Raw genomic sequence first — 16451 nt, 5'->3', positions numbered from 1 at the left:
GCGCTGGCTTACTTCTTGCCGTTGGCCGCAGCAGCCTTGTCCACTGTGCGCACCACGTCCCAGTCCCGGGCGTAGTTGATGGTCACGAAACGGTCAGCGCCGTCAAAGTTTTTTTGCATGTCTGGCGGGAAACGGAAATCGGCAAAACACTTGAGCATCTTGTTGGCCAGTTCCGGCGCCAGGTCATGGGCGTAAGCGAAGCTGGAGGTCGGAAACCGCTGGCTGCGGTAGATGATGCGGAAGTCGGCTTCCTTGATCTGGCCGCGTTCGGCCATGCGCTCAAACACGTCGCTGGCCACGTGGGCGGCATCGTAGTCACCGGTGCCGACACCCAGGGTGGACTGGTCATGCTTGCCGGAGAACTTGATCTCGTAGTCCTTGCCGGGGGTGATGCCTTGTCCGGGCAACAGGGCCAAGGGTGCCAGGTGGCCCGAGTTGGAGGACGGGGCGGTATGCGCCACTTTCTTGCCCTTGAGGTCAGCCACGGTTTTGTACGGGCTGCTGGCCTTGACGATGGTGATCAGGTTGTAGCCCTGGAAGCCCTTGGCGTCACCCTTGACGGAAAACGGAATGGCGCCAGCCTTGTTGACGGCAAACACCGTGGGGCCAGTGGAGAAACCCCCAACGTGCAAGCGGCCCGAGCGCATGGCTTCGATCTGGGCGGCGTTGTTTTGCACCTGGAAAAACACCACTTTCTTGCCAGTGCACTGGCCCAGGTAATCGGTGAAGGGTTTGAAGATGTTCTCGTACTTGGCCGGGTCTTCCACCGGGGTGTAGGTGAACACCAGGGTGCTGGGGTTTTTCCACTTGGCCGGATCGGTCGGCACATCCGCCACCATGTCCTTGTTGGCGTCGCAATACAAGGCGTCCAGGTCACCCCGGTTGGGGCAGGCGTCCTGGGCCAGCGCCGGGGCGGCGGCCATCCATGCCAGAGAAGCCAGAAAAGCGGAAGGAATGAGCTTGTTCATGATGTTTGCAGGGAAGAAATTAAAGGACAAGGGGGTGACTATCCGGCACCCACCGACAGGCGTCAATCAGGCTTTCTACTAACCTCATCTCCGTTTTCAGTGCTTGGCCAGTGTGGGGTAATCGGTGTACCCCCTGGCGCCACCGCCGTAATAGGTGCTGCGGTCCCCCTCGTTGAGGGCCTTGCCGCGCCGCAGCCGTTCCACCAGATCGGGGTTGGCGATGAAAGCGCGGCCAAAGGACACCAGATCGGCGCCTTCTCGCACCGCCTGCTGCGCCAGGGCCTGATCCAGGCCATTGTTGACCATCCAGGCGCCCTTGCCGCCCGCGGCACGGTAGGCCCGGTGCAGGCCGGTGTAATCAAACGGGCGATCCGGCAGCTCACGGGCGCCGCCGGTGGCACCTTCAATGATGTGCACATAGGCCAGCGGGTAGGCCGCCAGCTCGCGCACCAGGTAGTCAAAGAGCGGTTGCGGGTCCGGGTCAAACACGTCATTGGCGGGTGTCACGGGTGACAGGCGGATGCCGGTGCGGCCAGCGCCGACGGCTTCGGTCACGGCGCGCACCACTTCCAGCACCAGGCGGGCGCGGTTTTCAATGCTGCCGCCAAAGTCGTCACGGCGCTCGTTGGTGCCGGCCTTGAGGAACTGGTCCAGCAAATAACCATTGGCGGCGTGAATTTCAACACCGTCAAAACCTGCGGTTTCCACCGCATTGCGGGCAGCCGCCTGGTAGGTGTGCACGATGTCAGGCAGCTCATAAGCCTGCAGGGCGCGTGGTTCGGAGGTTTCGACGAAGCTTGGCACACCATTGTTGATCAACACGGTCCGGGTATTGGCGCGTAGGGCTGATGGCGCCACCGGCTGGCCCCCGTGGGGCTGCAAGCTGGTGTGCGAAACCCGACCCACGTGCCAGAGCTGCACCACGATCTTGCCGCCTGCGGCGTGGACACTTTGGGTGACTTTCTTCCAGCCATCGAGCTGTTCGGTGCCATACAGGCCAGGCACGTCGGCATAACCCTGGCCCTGCTGGCTGATGGCGGCGCCTTCGGTGATCAGCAGCCCGGCACTGGCCCGCTGGGTGTAGTACTCGACCATCAGCGGCGTGGGAATGGCCTCGGGCGCGCGGTTGCGTGTGAGCGGGGCCATGACAATGCGATTGGCCAGCTGCAAGTCACCGGCGCGAACGGGGTCAAAAAGGGTTGCAAGAGAGTGGGGCATGGTAAAACCTGTTGGCGGTTGATGAAAGTTTGGACCGACATCGGCCCGAATCAAAGTAGGCAGTGGCACACCGCCCGGCTAACGCGACAGTTTGAACACCGAGGTCCCCGCCAGCAGATTGGGCAGCAGGCGCACGGTCTCACCGTTCTGGATGCCAAAGCTGTCGAGGACCTTCAGGCCGTTGCGGCGCGCCAGAATGCCCAGGTCGGCATGGGTGCCGACCCGGATGTTGGGCGTGTCATACCACTGGTAAGGCAGGCGCCGCGTCACCGGCATACGCCCCTTGAGCACACTCAGACGGTTGGGCCAATGGGCAAAGTTGGGAAACGCCACAATCCCCAGACGGCCCACGCGCACGGTTTCGCGCAGCATCACCTCGGCGTTGCGCAAGTGCTGCAAGGTGTCAATCTGCAGCACCACGTCGAAGCTGGCGTCTTCAAACATCGACAGACCTTCGTCCAGATTGAGCTGGATGACGTTGACACCTCGCTGCACACAGGCCAGCACATTGGTGTCATCAATCTCGATGCCATAACCGGTGCAACCACGGGTAGCCTGCAGATGGGCCAGCATGGCCCCATCACCACACCCCAGGTCCAGCACCCGTGAGCCCGTCGGCACCAATGCCGCCAGCGCCTGCTGAATTTGCATGTCGCTCATGACGTCACCTCGACACTATCAAAATAAGAGCGCACAACACTCATATAACGCGGGTCATCGAGCAAAAACGCATCATGGCCATGGGGAGCGTTGATTTCGGCATAACTGACATCACGCTTGTTGTCGAGCAGGGCCTTGACAATTTCGCGGCTGCGTTTGGGCGCAAAGCGCCAATCGGTGGTGAAGCTCACCAGCAAAAACTTGCAGCTGGCCCGCTCCAGCGCCTGGCTCAAGTTGCCACCATAAGCGCGGGCCGGGTCAAAATAATCCAGCGCGCGGGTGATCAGCAAATAGGTATTGGCATCAAAGTACTCGGCAAACTTGTCACCCTGATAGCGCAAGTAGCTCTCGATCTGGAACTCCACATCCTGGGTGCTGAATTTGTAAGCCGCAGGCTCCCCGGCCTGCGCCAGGACCGCGTCACGCAGCTGGCGGCCAAACTTCTCGTTCATCACGTCATCACTCAGATAGGTGATGTGGCCAATCATGCGGGCAATACGCAGGCCGCGCTTGGGTACGGTGCCATGCTGGTAAAAATGTCCCCCATGAAAATCGGGATCGGTCACGATGGCGCGCCGGGCGACTTCATTGAAGGCGATGTTCTCCGCGGTCAGATTCGGCGCGCTGGCCACCACCACCGCGTGGCGCACCCGGTTGGGGTACTGCAGGGTCCAGCTCAGGGCTTGCATGCCACCCAGGCTACCCCCCATCACTGCAGCCAGGGTCTGAATACCCAAGGCGTCCAGTAGGCGGGCCTGGGCGTTGACCCAGTCCTCCACCGTGACCACCGGGAAGTCGGCACCGTAAACACGACCGGTGTCAGGGTTGAGGTGCATCGGCCCGGTCGAACCAAAACACGAACCCAGATTGTTGACCCCAATGACAAAGAACTTGTTGGTATCGAGCGACTTGCCCGGCCCGATCATGTTGTTCCACCAACCTTCGGACTTGTCCTGGCCGGCATACACGCCAGCCACATGGTGCGAGGCGTTGAGCGCATGGCAGATCAGCACCGCGTTGGATTTGTCGGCATTGAGCGTGCCGTAGGTTTCATAACTCAGCGAGTAGTCCCGCAGCAACGCGCCGCTTTGCAGGGGCAAGGCTGCCGCGAAATGCATGGACTGGGGCGTGGCAATCAGCATCTTGAAAAATAAAAACCCGGTTCCGCTAAAGGCAAAACCGGGTTGGCAGGCATCTTTAGCGGAACTTGTTAAGCGCCCGCAATTCTGGCAAATCGGCGCATTTGGAGTATAGCAACGGCCAATGCATGGCCTAGAACCGGCCAATCAGCGCCCACACCCCCAAGCCCAGGAAAATCAGCGCCGACACGATGTGCACCACCCGCAATGGCACCAGACGGGTCATGCGTTCACCTAACCAGACCACCGGTGCATTGGCCAGCATCATGCCCAGCGTGGTTCCGGCAATCACCCAGTAATAGGCGTGGTATTGGGCCGCCAGCATGACGGTGGCCACCTGGGTCTTGTCACCCATCTCGGCCAGAAAAAACGCCACCACGGTGGTGCCAAAAACACCAAAACGGGGCTTGGCCGGGGTGTCGTCGTCGTCCACCTTGTCGGGAATCAGCATCCAGATCGCCATGGCAATGAAAGAGACGCCCAACACCCAACGCAACACGTCTGGACCGAGCACGGTATTGACCCAGGCACCGACTGCGCCAGCCAGCGCATGGTTGGCCACGGTGGCCACAAAAATGCCCACCACGATCGGCCACGGTTGGCGAAAGCGCGCCGCCAGGATGAGTGCCAGCAGTTGGGTTTTGTCACCCATCTCGGCCAGGGCAACGATGCCGGTTGAAACAAGAAATGCGTCCATGAACGTCTCCGGCCGGTGGTCAAACCCATGACTGCACAGCATCCCCGGCCTGAAACGGAGGCATGCAGCCAAAGGTCTCGCCAAAATTCACATGTGTGAACCCCGCTTGCGCCATGTCTGCCTTAGCTGGCAGGACAAGTCTGTTGACACAAGCCCCTTTCAATCAAAGAAGGGCGGCTACTCCCCGATGGACAAAACACATTGTAGAGTCAATCGCCACCTCACCAAACTGGCGCGATTTTTGCTTTATGTTGGTGCGTTTTCTCAAAACTTCCTGAAAACGCACAAAACAACAGCAATTCACACAAAGAGGGTTTTATGGAAGCACCAAAACAGGGCGTTGATGTCTTGTTCATTCTTCTTGGCGGCATCATGGTGCTGGCGATGCACGCCGGTTTTGCATTTCTGGAACTGGGAACCGTGCGGCGTAAAAACCAGGTCAACGCGCTGGTCAAAATTCTGGTGGATTTCTCGGTTTCGACGGTGGTGTATTTTCTGGTGGGTTATGGCGTTGCCTATGGCACCCATTTTTTTGTGGGCGCAGAACAACTGGCCGCCAAAAATGGCTACGAATTGGTCAAATTTTTCTTCCTGTTGACTTTTGCGGCCGCCATTCCCGCCATTATTTCGGGCGGTATCGCCGAACGCGCACGCTTCTGGCCTCAATTGATTGCCACCGCTGTCATCGTTGGCCTGATTTATCCATTTTTTGAGGGAATTGCCTGGAATCAGCACTTTGGCGTGCAAGGCTGGCTAAAAAACCTGACCGGCGCCGAGTTCCATGATTTCGCCGGCAGCGTGGTGGTCCATGCTGTCGGCGGCTGGATTGCCTTGCCAGCCGTGTTGTTGCTCGGCGCACGCGCCAACCGCTACCGCAAGGATGGCGGTATGTCCGCTCATCCGCCATCCAGCATCCCGTTTCTGGCGTTGGGGGCCTGGATTTTGACGGTAGGCTGGTTTGGTTTTAATGTGATGAGTGCGCAAACATTGGACAAAATCTCTGGCTTGGTGGCCGTCAACTCATTGATGGCCATGGTGGGCGGTACGCTGGCCGCGCTGGTACTGGGCAAAAACGACCCCGGCTTTGTGCATAACGGCCCACTGGCTGGCTTGGTCGCGGTATGCGCCGGCTCTGACCTGATGCACCCTTTAGGTGCATTGGTGGTGGGGTTGGTGGCTGGGGTGTTGTTTGTCAGCATGTTCACCTTGACACAAAACCGCTGGAAGATTGACGACGTGTTGGGTGTGTGGCCTTTGCATGGCCTGTGCGGCACCTGGGGTGGGGTGGCAGCCGGCATTTTTGGCTATCCGGCGTTGGGGGGACTAGGTGGTGTGACCTTGGGTGCACAACTGATTGGTACCGTCATGGGTGTGGCCTGGGCCATGGGCGGCGGTCTCCTGGTGTACGGCACCCTCAGAGTCACGCTGGGCTTGCGGCTGAGCCAGGAGGAAGAATATGACGGTGCTGATTTGTCAATCCACAAAATCAGTGCCACACCAGATCGAGAGGCCAGTTGGTAGCAGGCGATTGCCTGCTGACCGCCTAACATGGCTGCCCATGCGGACTCTGCACAAATATATTTTTTGAAAATCACGAACTTAGCGTATCATGCACTTTGTATTGCTTTTAAAAAGTGATATATGGTTTGCGGTGAATGTCAGTCTCGCGTCTTATCTAAGTCTTCAGTGGTTTGGTTGTTGCGGTTTGGACTCCATCGCGTTTTGAGTTATTTTGAGGAGTCCTTTCATGGGCAACAAACTTTACGTAGGCAACCTGCCTTATTCTTTCCGTGATGATGACCTGCAACAAGCGTTTGCAGCCCACGGTACCGTTACCAGCGCCAAGGTCATGATGGAACGTGACACCGGCCGCTCCAAGGGTTTCGGTTTTGTCGAAATGGGCAACGATGCTGAAGCCCAAGCAGCCATCAGCGCCATGAATGGACAACAATTTGGCGGTCGTGGCCTCGTGGTGAACGAAGCCCGTCCGATGGAACCCCGTCCCCCCCGCTCTGGCGGCGGCTTCGGTGGTGGCGGTGGCGGCTACGGCGGTGGCAATCGCTCCGGTGGCGGCGGCTACGGCGGTGGCAGCGGTGGTGGTTACGGCGGTGGCCGCAGCAGCTACTAAGCTCAATTAACGCGCCTCGGGCTAATGCCTGACGTCTAAAGGGTCCTTCGGGGCCCTTTTTGCGTTATGTGTCGGTGATCCGTGGTTTACGCGGCCGCCCGGCAAACACCTTGTCAAACACGGCATTGGGTAACAATCGCAACAATTTGGCCACGATCCCCATCTGCCAGGGAATCACGCGATAACTGTTGCCGGCTTCAATGGCCTGAAAGGCTTTTTCCGCAAACACCTCCGGCTGCATTAAAAACGGCATGCTGTAGCCGTTGTTGCGGGTCAGAGGTGTGGCAATGTAACCAGGGCAAATGGTGACCACCTTGACGCCACTGGACCGCAGTTCACCGCGCAGACTCTCGCAATAGCTGATCACGGCCGCCTTACTGGCGCAGTAGCCACCGTGTCCAGGCAGGCCACGGATGCCCGCCACACTGCCGATACCCACCAGCGTACCCGAACCACGTGCCACCATGACGTTGATGAATGGCCCAAAAGTGGCGGCCACCCCCATCACGTTGGTCGCCAGGATGCGCGCCATGACGTCAAGGTCTTCACGTCGCGAGGAATCCACGCCGATGCTGATACCGGCGTTGGCAATCACCACATCGGGCACCCCCTGGCGCGCCATGCAGTCTTGTGCCAAAAGATGCATGCTCTCCAGATCGGAAACGTCGACGCTATATATTTGATAGCTATCAGAGCTTATTCCAAGCGGGATAAGCCATGATTTGACGGCATCAATGCGACGGGCAACCAAGGCCAGGCGATACCCTTGGCGGGCAAAATGCCAGGCCAGAGCCTGGCCAATGCCACTGGAAGCACCGGTGATCAAGACTAGTTTTTGCATGATGTTTGAGGGTAGCAGGCCATGGTCACGGCTTGGTGGCTGGCACCAGAACACCTTTGACACGACCATTCAACTGCACAACACGCTGCTGATGGTCGTAGTCCATGCTGTCAGCGGTAAAACGATCCCGGCCATGCGTGAGCTCCACCGGTTTGTGTGACTGGACACGCTCCGTATTGACGAAGGCATGCAGATACTCCCCGGTAAAAATCATGGCCGGCTGCTCCTTGCCTTGCGCATTCATGGTGGCCGCACGCACCACCCGCGCACCACCGATCAATTCCACCTCGGACCCGTCACCATTGGTGATGGCCTGACGCGCGGTGGCGGTGGTCAGATGCCCCTGCTGATCAAAGGAACGAATCACCACCTCGTCAATCTCCAGCGTATCGGTATCGGGGTAGTGGCGCGCCTCGCCACCACTCACCTGACTCTTGAGCTTGCCTTCAGCGTCAAAGGTTTTGACAGCAAACTTGCGCATGAAATAGTCACTCTGGTGCTGCACACGTGACGTCGGTACCGGCGTGCTGACCAATGGCGTGGTACGCACCAGCCAGTAGGTGGCCATCGCCAGCACCCCCATCAGAAACACCGGCAGATACAGCGTCAAACGATCCAGAACCTGACGCAGCACAGCCATCATTGCAGCGACTCTTGCAACAGTTGCGCGTAGCGGCCACTGGCCACCAGCAGCAAGTCACAGAACTCGCGGACCGCACCGGCGCCTCCATGCAGGCGCGTGACATAGTGTGCGATAGCAGCCACTTCCGTTTGGGCATTCCCCGGCGCGCAGGCCAAAGCGCAGCGTGTCATCACCGGCAGATCGGGCCAGTCGTCTCCCATGGCTGCCGCTTGCGACCAGTCCAGCCCCAACGCCTTGAGGGTAGCCTCGGCCGCGGGTCGTTTGTCTTCGGTGCCATAGTGCACGTGCTCGATCCCCAGGGCCGCCAGGCGCAAGCGCAACGGTTTGGAATCACGGCCAGTGATCACCGCAGGCGTGATGCCAGCACGCTGCAGCAGTTTGAGGCCGTGACCATCCAGTGTGTTGAACCGCTTGAGGGTTTCGCCATTCTCGGAAAAATAGATCCCACCGTCCGTCAACACACCATCCACGTCGAAAAATACCACGCGAATGCCTTGTGCCTTGAGCAGCAGTTCCGGCAAAAAGTTCAGGACGGGTGGCATCAGATCACCTTGGCGCGCATGAGGTCATTGCTGTTGAGTGCACCGCACAACTGTCCATTGGCATCAAGCACCAGCACACTGGTGATGCGCCGCAGCTCCATCAACTCCGCCGCTTCCACCGCCAGCGCGTCAGGCTGAATGGTCCAGGGCTTGGCATGCATGACCTGGCCGGCTGTGGCGCTGCGCAGGTCGACCCCTTTTTCGATCAGACGGCGCAAGTCTCCATCCGTGAAAATACCGCACACTTGGCCAGCCTCATCCACCACCGCCGTGGCCCCCAGACCCTTGGCACTCATCTCACGCATGAGGTCACCAAAACCGGCCGACAGACCTACCCTGGGTACTTGGTCGCCTGTACGCATGACGTCGCTGACATGAGTCAGCAGCTTGCGCCCCAGGGCGCCACCGGGGTGGGAACGGGCAAAATCTTCGGCCTTGAAGCCACGGGCGTCCAGCAAAGCCACGGCCAGCGCGTCACCCAACGCCAACTGCGCGGTGGTGCTGGCAGTGGGCGCCAGATTCAGCGGGCAAGCTTCTTTCTCGACACTGCAATTCAGGAACACATCCGCATGACGCGCCAACGTCGACGCGGCATGGCTGGTGATGGCCACCAGCGGCGTCCCCAGCCGCTTGATGGTTGGCAAAACGGCATTGAGTTCATCCGACTCCCCGCTGTTGGAAATGGCCAAGACCAGATCCACTGGCTGAATCATGCCCAGGTCGCCATGACTGGCTTCAGCCGGATGAACAAACAGGGCCGCTGTACCGGTGGAGGCCAGCGTGGCTGCAATCTTGCGCCCGATATGACCACTTTTGCCCATGCCCATGACCACCACACGGCCACTGACACCGAGCATCAGGTGCACCGCCTGGGCAAACGCTTCCCCCAGATGCCGCTTGAGACCCAGAATGGCCGCGGCTTCGACATCCAGTGTCTCCAGGGCCAACACAATGGCGCGCTCAACATCAAAGCCCGGCGCGGAAATGGGGTTCTCGTTCATGCCCGGATTTTATCGGTCACCTACCTGCGTCAGGCAGCTTCTTCCTCATAAAGTGGCTTGGTACTATCGGGGGGTGAACCCACTTGACCTGACCCTTCTGTATCTGCTGGCCGCCGTGCTCGGTGTGGTGGCTTGCCGCTACCTGAAATTGCCACCCATGCTGGGTTATCTGGCCGTGGGTGTGGTGATTGGCCCCAATGCGCTGGCGCTGGCCAAAAATGCCGATGGCGTGCGCCATCTGGGCGAGTTTGGTGTGGTGTTCCTGATGTTTGTGATTGGGCTGGAATTCAATCTGCCCAAGCTGCGCACCATGCGCCAGAACGTGTTTGGCCTGGGTCTGTTTCAGGTGGCCCTGACCATGGTGGTCACCACGGCGGGCAGTCTGGGCCTGGCTTGGCTGGCACCCAGCTGGTGGGGCATCGGCTGGAAGACGGCCCTGACCCTGTCCAGCGCCATGGCCATGAGCAGCACGGCCATTGTGGTCAAGCTCATGGCCGAACGCATCGAACTGGAAAGTGAACATGGTAAACGCGTCATGGGGGTACTGCTGTTCCAGGACTTGGCGGTGGTGCCGCTGCTGGTTCTGATCCCGGCATTGGGCGCCTCGGCCGAAGAACTGATGGAAACCATGGCCCTGGCCATGCTGAAAGCCACGGCGCTGATCACGCTGCTGATGGTGGGGGGGCCACGTGTCATGCGCTGGTGGCTGACCCTGGTGGCTCGGCGCAAAAGCGAGGAGTTGTTTGTGCTGAACCTGCTGCTGGTCACGCTGGGCCTGGCCTGGCTGACCGAACTGGCGGGACTGAGTCTGGCGCTGGGTGCATTTATTGCCGGCATGCTGATTTCCGAAACCCAATATAAACACCAGGTGGAAACCGACATCCGGCCGTTTCACGATGTCCTGCTTGGCCTGTTTTTCATCAGCATTGGCATGATGCTCGATTGGCGTCTGGTGTTGGAACGCTGGCCGCTGGTGCTGGTGCTGGTGGTCCTGCCGGTACTGTTCAAGGCCGGATTGATTACCCTGATCACGCGTGGCTTCGGCGCCAGCATGGGGGTGTCCCTGCGTACCGGCCTGTATCTGGCTCAGGCCGGTGAATTCGGCTTTGTGTTGTTGGCGCTGGGCCAGACCCATGCACTGGTGCCGCCGGAACTGCTCAACCCCATCCTGGCGGCCATGGTGCTGTCGATGCTGGCCACCCCATTCATCATCATGCACAGCAACAACCTGGTGATGCGTGTTGTCAGCAATGAGTGGCTGATGGAATCGGTGCAGATGACCACCATTGCCCGCAAATCCATCAAAACCAGCAAACACGTGATCATTTGCGGTTATGGACGCTGCGGCCAGAACCTGGCACGTATTCTGGACAAGGAATCCATTCCCTACATGGCACTGGACCTGGACCCAGACCGGGTCCGCCAGGCCGCCGCTGCGGGTGATTCAGTGGTGTTTGGTGACGCCGCCCGCCTGCAGGCGCTGATGGCTGCAGGCCTGGCCCGCGCCAGCGCCGTGGCCATCACCTATCTGGAAACCGCCAGTACCATGAAAGTGCTGGCCCACATCCGGGAACATGCGCCGCAGGTTCCGGTGGTGGTGCGCACCCAGGACGACCATGACCTGGAATTGCTGCAGAAGGCCGGCGCCACTGAAGTTGTGCCCGAGGCCATTGAAGGCTCGTTGATGCTGGCCAGCCATGCCTTGGCGCTGGTGGGGGTCCCCATGCGCCGGGTGATCCGGATCGTGCAGGACCAACGTGATGCCCGCTACAACCTGCTGCGCGGATTCTTCCGCGGTGCTGACGATGGTGACGCGGACGAAGCACAGCAGGAGAGGCTCAGCACGATTCAACTACCCCGGCATGCCAAATCCATCGGCCGCCCCATCGGGGAACTGAGACTGGAATCATTGGGGGTGCATCTGGTGAGCCTGCGGCGTTCATCCGGCAAGGTTTTGACACTCTCGGACGAACTGGTGCTGATGGATAACGATGCACTGGTGCTGTCCGGCAAAGCCGATGCGCTCAGTCAGGCCGAGGTACGGCTGCTCAAAGGTTGATCTGGCACCGTCGTGCCTGACAACGCAAACATGCACAATAGGCATCACTTCGTCTTTTGATTCCTCCTCCTATGCAGAACATCAGTGTCACGCAATACCTTCGCGACCACATTCGCACCGTGCTGGATTGGCCAACCCCGGGTGTCCAGTTCCGTGACATCACGCCCTTGCTGCAGGATGCCAAAGTTTTTCGGGTGTTGGTGGATGCTTTTGTACACCGCTACATGGACCCGTCCCGGCGACCGGACGTGGTGGCCGGCTTGGATGCACGTGGCTTCATTCTGGGCGCGGTGATTGCCTATGAACTCGGTGTTGGTTTTGTACCGATCCGAAAAAAGGGCAAACTGCCTTTCACCACGGTGGAAGAAACCTATGAACTGGAATACGGCAGCGCCACGGTGGAATTACACACCGATGCCGTCAAGGCGGGTCACCGGGTGCTGTTGATTGACGACCTGATTGCTACCGGTGGCACCATGATGGCCGGCAAGAAGTTGCTGGAAAAACTCGGCGCTGAAGTCATGGAGGGGGCAGCCATCGTTGATCTGCCGGAACTCGGCGGCTCAGCCCGACTGCGCGAAGCTGGCCTGCCCCTGTTCACCCTGGTCGACTTCAAAGGTTATTGAGCAGCACGGCCGCAGACGCCTGATCAGTCCAGGCCACCGAACTGGGTCTTGCTCAGAGGTGAGGCCGCGTCATCGGACTCCAGCAGCAAGGTGTCCTCATAACCCGTCATGGCCGACGGCAGACGAGGCCCGCTGGTCACCACCTGACCGGGCTCCGGTGCCAACGGGTCTTCCGGTGTCACAGCCGCAATGGCTTTCTTGAAGGCCAGCACTTCATCTTGGTCAATGGGCTCGAATCTCGGCCCACCAGACACCTTGGCCGGGGCTGGCGCCGCATGGGCTGCCACGGGCGCGGGGGTAGCATCGGCAGCGGTTTCGGCGGTGGTCACCATGGGCACCACCAGACGCCAATACACCGCCTTGACCTGCAAATCGTGACGCTGCGCCGCCGTCTTGGCAATCAGTTGTTCCACCGGCGCCCAGCGATCTGGATGCAAGGCTTGCTGATCAAGCAGATCCATCATGATGAGAAAACGCCGACCCGCCGCATCCAGCGACAGCACCTTGAACTTGTAGTGCGAGGCCAGCACTTCGCTGCGCAGCATCACACTGCGGACCACACCGTAGAGCTGTTCACGGCGCTCGTGCCGCAACTGCTTGATGTTCACCTGTGGCTCGGTGCGTGCCGGCGTTGGCACGGTCTTGGGTTGAGGTGCGGTCAGCTCATCGTGGGGTAACCGCGAACTTTCGGGTGCTTTTTTAGGTTTGGCAGAAAACCAGCTGAATAAGGACACGCTCAACCTCTCAAACATTCAATCACAAGAAACCATTCAGGTAGAACACACTCGGCGAATCTTCCCCCACAGCCGTAAAGGAAGCGCTATTTTCCGATGCAAAAGCTGGAAAAAATGACACCCAGGAGATCATCGGACGTAAATTCGCCGGTAATTTGACTTAGCTCAATTTGCGCCAGTCGTAACTCTTCGGCCAACAAATCCAATGCCTGTGCCTGTTGTGTCAGGTGCGTTTGGGCTGCCTCAAGATGGGTTTCCACCTGGCGCAGGGCCTGGACGTGCCGCTCGCGGGCCATGAACAGCCCCTCGGTCGCCGGTTGCCAACCAGCCAGCGCCAGCAATTGGCGCCGCAAATCATCCAGCCCCTGGCCTGTTTTGGCAGACAGGACCACACCGCCATCAGGCGTCGGTGCCGACGCTGGCACGGCATCAGCTTTGTTCCAGATGTCGATCCTAGCCACATGTTTGGGGAGTTTTTGAGCCATAGCCCGCGTAATATCTGTATCTGCAGCTATATATTCAATAGCATTTACGCGAGTCAAGTCATGCAAAAACAACACCGCGTCCGCCGTGGTAATGGCGTCCCAGGCTCGGGCAATGCCGATTTTTTCCACCTCGTCGTCACTGTCGCGCAAGCCGGCGGTGTCGATCACATGCAGTGGCACACCCTCGATCTGAATGGTCTGCTGCACCTTGTCACGTGTGGTGCCGGCCACCGGGGTGACGATGGCCAGCTCGGCTCCGGCCAACGCATTGAGCAACGACGACTTGCCGGCATTGGGCTGGCCGGCAATCACCACTTTGATGCCTTCACGCAACAGCGCGCCCTGACGCGCCCGCTGCAATACCTGCTGAACCTGCTGCTGCAGGTGGGTGAGCTGTCCCTGTGCGTCGGCCTGACGCAGGAAATCGATCTCTTCTTCAGGAAAGTCCAGTGTGGCTTCGACCAGCATGCGCAAATGAACCAGGGCATCACGCAGTTGGTGAATTTCCTGGGAAAAGACGCCCGACAGTGACCGGCTGGCACTGCGTGCTGCCGCCTCGGTGCTGGCATCAATCAAGTCGGCAATGGCCTCGGCCTGCGCCAGATCCATCTTGTCATTCAGGAACGCCCGCTCGGAAAATTCGCCCGGCAACGCCACACGCAGATGTGGCAAGGTCAGCTGGCCGTTCGAGGCAACCTGCGCCGCCGCTTCCAGACAACGGGCCAACAGCAGTTGCAGCACCACTGGGCCACCATGGGCCTGCAGCTCCAGCACGTCTTCACCGGTAAAGGAGTGCGGTGCCGGGAAATAGATCGCCAGGCCGCGGTCAATGGCCACGCCCTGGGCGTCCAGAAACCCGGTATAGCTGGCTTCCCGCGCTTTCAGCGAACGGCCCACCAGAGCCCGTACCAGCGCCTCCAACGACCGACCACTGACGCGCACAATACCCACCGCACCACGCCCGGGGGCTGTGGCGATGGCCACAATCGGGTCCTGGTGACGCGGTAGGCTCACGGCAGACCCAACCCCTACGGTTTAAAACTTGGGCAGATGGAACTTGGGCGGCACACCCATGCGGGTGTTGATCACCCATTGCTGGGCTATGGACAACACGTTGTTGGTGATCCAGTACAGCACCAAGCCGGCAGGAAAGAAGAAGAACATCACGCTGAAAGCCAACGGCATGAACCACATCATCTTGGCTTGCATCGGGTCTGGCGGCGCCGGGTTCAGCGACGTTTGCAACACCGTGGTCAATGTCATGACCAGCGGCAGGATGTAGAACGGGTCGGGTGAAGACAAGTCATGAATCCAGCCGATCCAGGGCGTGTTGCGCATCTCGACGCTGGCCAGCAGCACCCAGTACAGGGCAATGAACACCGGAATCTGGATCATGATCGGGAAACAGCCGCCCATCGGGTTGACCTTTTCCTCACGGTAGATGCGCATCATCTCCTGCTGCATCTGTTGCGGGTTGTCCTTCAGGCGTTCACGCATTTCGGTGATGCGCGGATTCACCGCCTTCATCTTGGCCATGCTGGCGTAGGCCTTGGCATTGAGCCAGTAAAAGGCCGCCTTGAGCAACAGGACCAGGGCCACAATCGACCAGCCCCAGTTACCGATCAACTTGTGCAACTGGTCCAGCAGCCAGTACAACGGTTTGGACAGCATGGTCAGCCAGCCATAGTCCTTGACCAGTTCCAACCCGGGGGACAGGGCTTCCAGCACCTTTTCCTCCTGGGGACCGGCAAACAGACGTGTCTCCACAGTCTGGCGGGCGCCCGGGGCGATGGAGGTCAGCGGAGCAATCATGCCCACGGAATACAAGTTGGTGTCCACCTTGCGCATGAACAAATCGCGTTTGAGGCCATCACCCAGCAACCAGGCGCTGGCAAAGTAATGCTGCACCATGGCGACATAACCGTTTTCCGACTGTTTTTCGATCTCGACCTTGTTTTTCTCGATATCGCTGAATTCCACTTTCTGGTACTTCTTGGCCTCGGTGTACACCGCCGGACCCGTGAAGGTGGAATAGAAGGAAGACTCTCCCGGTGGTTTGTTGCCGTCGCGCACCAGCTGCAGATAGAGTTGTGGTACCACTGGTGCCACTCCAACATTGACCACTTCGTGTTTGACGGCCATGGCATAACTGCCACGGGTCAGCGTATAGGTTTTGACCAGCTTCACCCCACCCACTTCGGGTGACTCAAAACGCAGCTCCAGCCGTTGGCTGCCATCTTGCAGAGTACGCTCACCCGGTGCCAGCATCATGACCGACTTGTGGGTCGGCAAGGCGGCGGCGCCCGGCGCAGAAATCAGACCCGACTGCGCCAGGTAGACGCGATCCTTGCTGTCATCCAGCAACACAAAATGGCGGGTCTTGTCAGCCATGTCCACGTGCTTGAGGAACTCTGTCTTCACCACCGAACCACCTTCGGTATCAAAGGTGACCTTCAGCACGTCCGTCTGTGCCACCACCCGCTCATGCGCCACAGGTGCGCTGGTTTGCGCCACTGCGGTCGCCGGCAGGCCTGCCGGATTTGCGCTGGCAGCAACAGGCGTGGCCGCACTGGGTACGCCACCGGCCGCACTGGGTACGCCACCGGACGCGCCGGCGGCCGAAGCAGCGCCGCTGGCCTGGGAGGCGACGGGTGCCGGCCCCGGGAAAAAGGTTGCCTTACGCCCGTTGTAAACCTGCCATTGATCCCAC

At 59.5% G+C, this 16451-nt stretch carries 16 protein-coding genes and 1 riboswitch; of the genes, 4 read left to right on the top strand and 12 right to left on the bottom strand.

Annotation, left to right across the window (positions count from 1 at the left end):
- Positions 1 to 8 precede the first annotated feature (8 nt).
- The 5 genes from phnD to PHW99_RS09945 form a co-directional block, all read right to left on the bottom strand.
- Positions 9 to 968 (bottom strand): phosphate/phosphite/phosphonate ABC transporter substrate-binding protein, encoded by a 960-nt coding sequence (gene phnD, locus PHW99_RS09965; RefSeq protein ID WP_300176450.1) that lies wholly within the window; start codon positions 966 to 968, stop codon positions 9 to 11.
- A 96-nt stretch (positions 969 to 1064) separates the two neighbouring features.
- Positions 1065 to 2186 carry an alkene reductase gene (locus tag PHW99_RS09960; RefSeq protein ID WP_300176448.1) on the bottom strand — a complete coding sequence of 374 codons (1122 nt, stop codon included), beginning with the start codon at positions 2184 to 2186 and terminating at the stop codon, positions 1065 to 1067.
- Positions 2187 to 2264: 78 nt separating this feature from the next.
- Positions 2265 to 2846 (bottom strand): methionine biosynthesis protein MetW, encoded by a 582-nt coding sequence (gene metW / locus PHW99_RS09955; RefSeq protein WP_300176446.1) that lies wholly within the window; start codon positions 2844 to 2846, stop codon positions 2265 to 2267.
- Positions 2843 to 3988 (bottom strand): homoserine O-acetyltransferase, encoded by a 1146-nt coding sequence (locus tag PHW99_RS09950; protein ID WP_300176444.1) that lies wholly within the window; start codon positions 3986 to 3988, stop codon positions 2843 to 2845. The genes metW and PHW99_RS09950 overlap by 4 nt, the downstream gene beginning before the upstream one ends.
- Positions 3989 to 4118: 130 nt before the next feature.
- Complete coding sequence (locus PHW99_RS09945; protein ID WP_300176442.1) at positions 4119 to 4682, bottom strand: TMEM165/GDT1 family protein; 564 nt, start codon at positions 4680 to 4682, stop codon at positions 4119 to 4121.
- A gap of 1 nt (position 4683) precedes the next feature.
- Positions 4684 to 4886: riboswitch (yybP-ykoY riboswitch) on the bottom strand.
- Positions 4887 to 5000: 114 nt separating this feature from the next.
- Here PHW99_RS09945 and PHW99_RS09940 point away from each other — a divergent pair.
- Both PHW99_RS09940 and PHW99_RS09935 read left to right on the top strand, forming a co-directional pair.
- On the top strand, positions 5001 to 6203 hold the full coding sequence (locus PHW99_RS09940) for an ammonium transporter (RefSeq protein WP_300176439.1): 1203 nt from the start codon (positions 5001 to 5003) through the stop codon (positions 6201 to 6203).
- Positions 6204 to 6429: 226 nt separating this feature from the next.
- Positions 6430 to 6810 carry an RNA-binding protein gene (locus PHW99_RS09935; RefSeq protein ID WP_300176436.1) on the top strand — a complete coding sequence of 127 codons (381 nt, stop codon included), beginning with the start codon at positions 6430 to 6432 and terminating at the stop codon, positions 6808 to 6810.
- A 64-nt stretch (positions 6811 to 6874) separates the two neighbouring features.
- On the opposite strand, the gene PHW99_RS09930 is transcribed toward PHW99_RS09935, so the two are convergent.
- The 4 genes from PHW99_RS09930 to PHW99_RS09915 are packed head-to-tail and all read right to left on the bottom strand — an operon-like array spanning position 6875 to position 9837.
- Positions 6875 to 7651: an SDR family oxidoreductase gene (locus PHW99_RS09930; RefSeq protein WP_300176433.1), complete on the bottom strand. Its 777-nt coding sequence runs from the start codon at positions 7649 to 7651 to the stop codon at positions 6875 to 6877.
- A 25-nt stretch (positions 7652 to 7676) separates the two neighbouring features.
- The gene (gene lptC, locus PHW99_RS09925; RefSeq protein WP_300176430.1) at positions 7677 to 8294 is read right to left on the bottom strand and encodes an LPS export ABC transporter periplasmic protein LptC; all 618 of its coding nucleotides are present in this window, start codon (positions 8292 to 8294) and stop codon (positions 7677 to 7679) included.
- Positions 8291 to 8836 carry an HAD hydrolase family protein gene (locus PHW99_RS09920; protein WP_300176427.1) on the bottom strand — a complete coding sequence of 182 codons (546 nt, stop codon included), beginning with the start codon at positions 8834 to 8836 and terminating at the stop codon, positions 8291 to 8293. The genes lptC and PHW99_RS09920 overlap by 4 nt, the downstream gene beginning before the upstream one ends.
- The gene (locus PHW99_RS09915) at positions 8836 to 9837 is read right to left on the bottom strand and encodes a KpsF/GutQ family sugar-phosphate isomerase (protein WP_300176425.1); all 1002 of its coding nucleotides are present in this window, start codon (positions 9835 to 9837) and stop codon (positions 8836 to 8838) included. Before PHW99_RS09915 ends, PHW99_RS09920 begins: the two co-directional genes overlap by 1 nt.
- A gap of 73 nt (positions 9838 to 9910) precedes the next feature.
- Between PHW99_RS09915 and PHW99_RS09910 the strand changes: the two genes are divergently transcribed.
- A complete protein-coding gene (locus tag PHW99_RS09910; RefSeq protein ID WP_300176422.1) occupies positions 9911 to 11896 on the top strand; it encodes a monovalent cation:proton antiporter family protein in 1986 nt (661 codons plus the stop codon).
- A 71-nt stretch (positions 11897 to 11967) separates the two neighbouring features.
- Positions 11968 to 12522: an adenine phosphoribosyltransferase gene (locus PHW99_RS09905; protein WP_300176420.1), complete on the top strand. Its 555-nt coding sequence runs from the start codon at positions 11968 to 11970 to the stop codon at positions 12520 to 12522.
- A 23-nt stretch (positions 12523 to 12545) separates the two neighbouring features.
- Here the strand turns inward: PHW99_RS09905 and PHW99_RS09900 are convergent, their stop codons facing one another.
- The 3 genes from PHW99_RS09900 to yidC form a co-directional block, all read right to left on the bottom strand.
- Entirely contained in the window at positions 12546 to 13256 is a 711-nt protein-coding gene (locus PHW99_RS09900; RefSeq protein WP_300176418.1) for a hypothetical protein, read from the bottom strand.
- Positions 13257 to 13342: 86 nt separating this feature from the next.
- On the bottom strand, positions 13343 to 14755 hold the full coding sequence (mnmE, locus tag PHW99_RS09895) for a tRNA uridine-5-carboxymethylaminomethyl(34) synthesis GTPase MnmE (protein ID WP_300176415.1): 1413 nt from the start codon (positions 14753 to 14755) through the stop codon (positions 13343 to 13345).
- A 21-nt stretch (positions 14756 to 14776) separates the two neighbouring features.
- The coding region (gene yidC, locus PHW99_RS09890; RefSeq protein WP_300176412.1) for a membrane protein insertase YidC at positions 14777 to 16451 on the bottom strand (1675 nt) is incomplete at its 5' end.

Source organism: Rhodoferax sp. (assembly GCF_028689305.1).
In the GTDB taxonomy this organism is placed as follows: domain Bacteria; phylum Pseudomonadota; class Gammaproteobacteria; order Burkholderiales; family Burkholderiaceae_C; genus Rhodoferax.
This window is presented reverse-complemented; position numbering and strand designations above follow the sequence as displayed.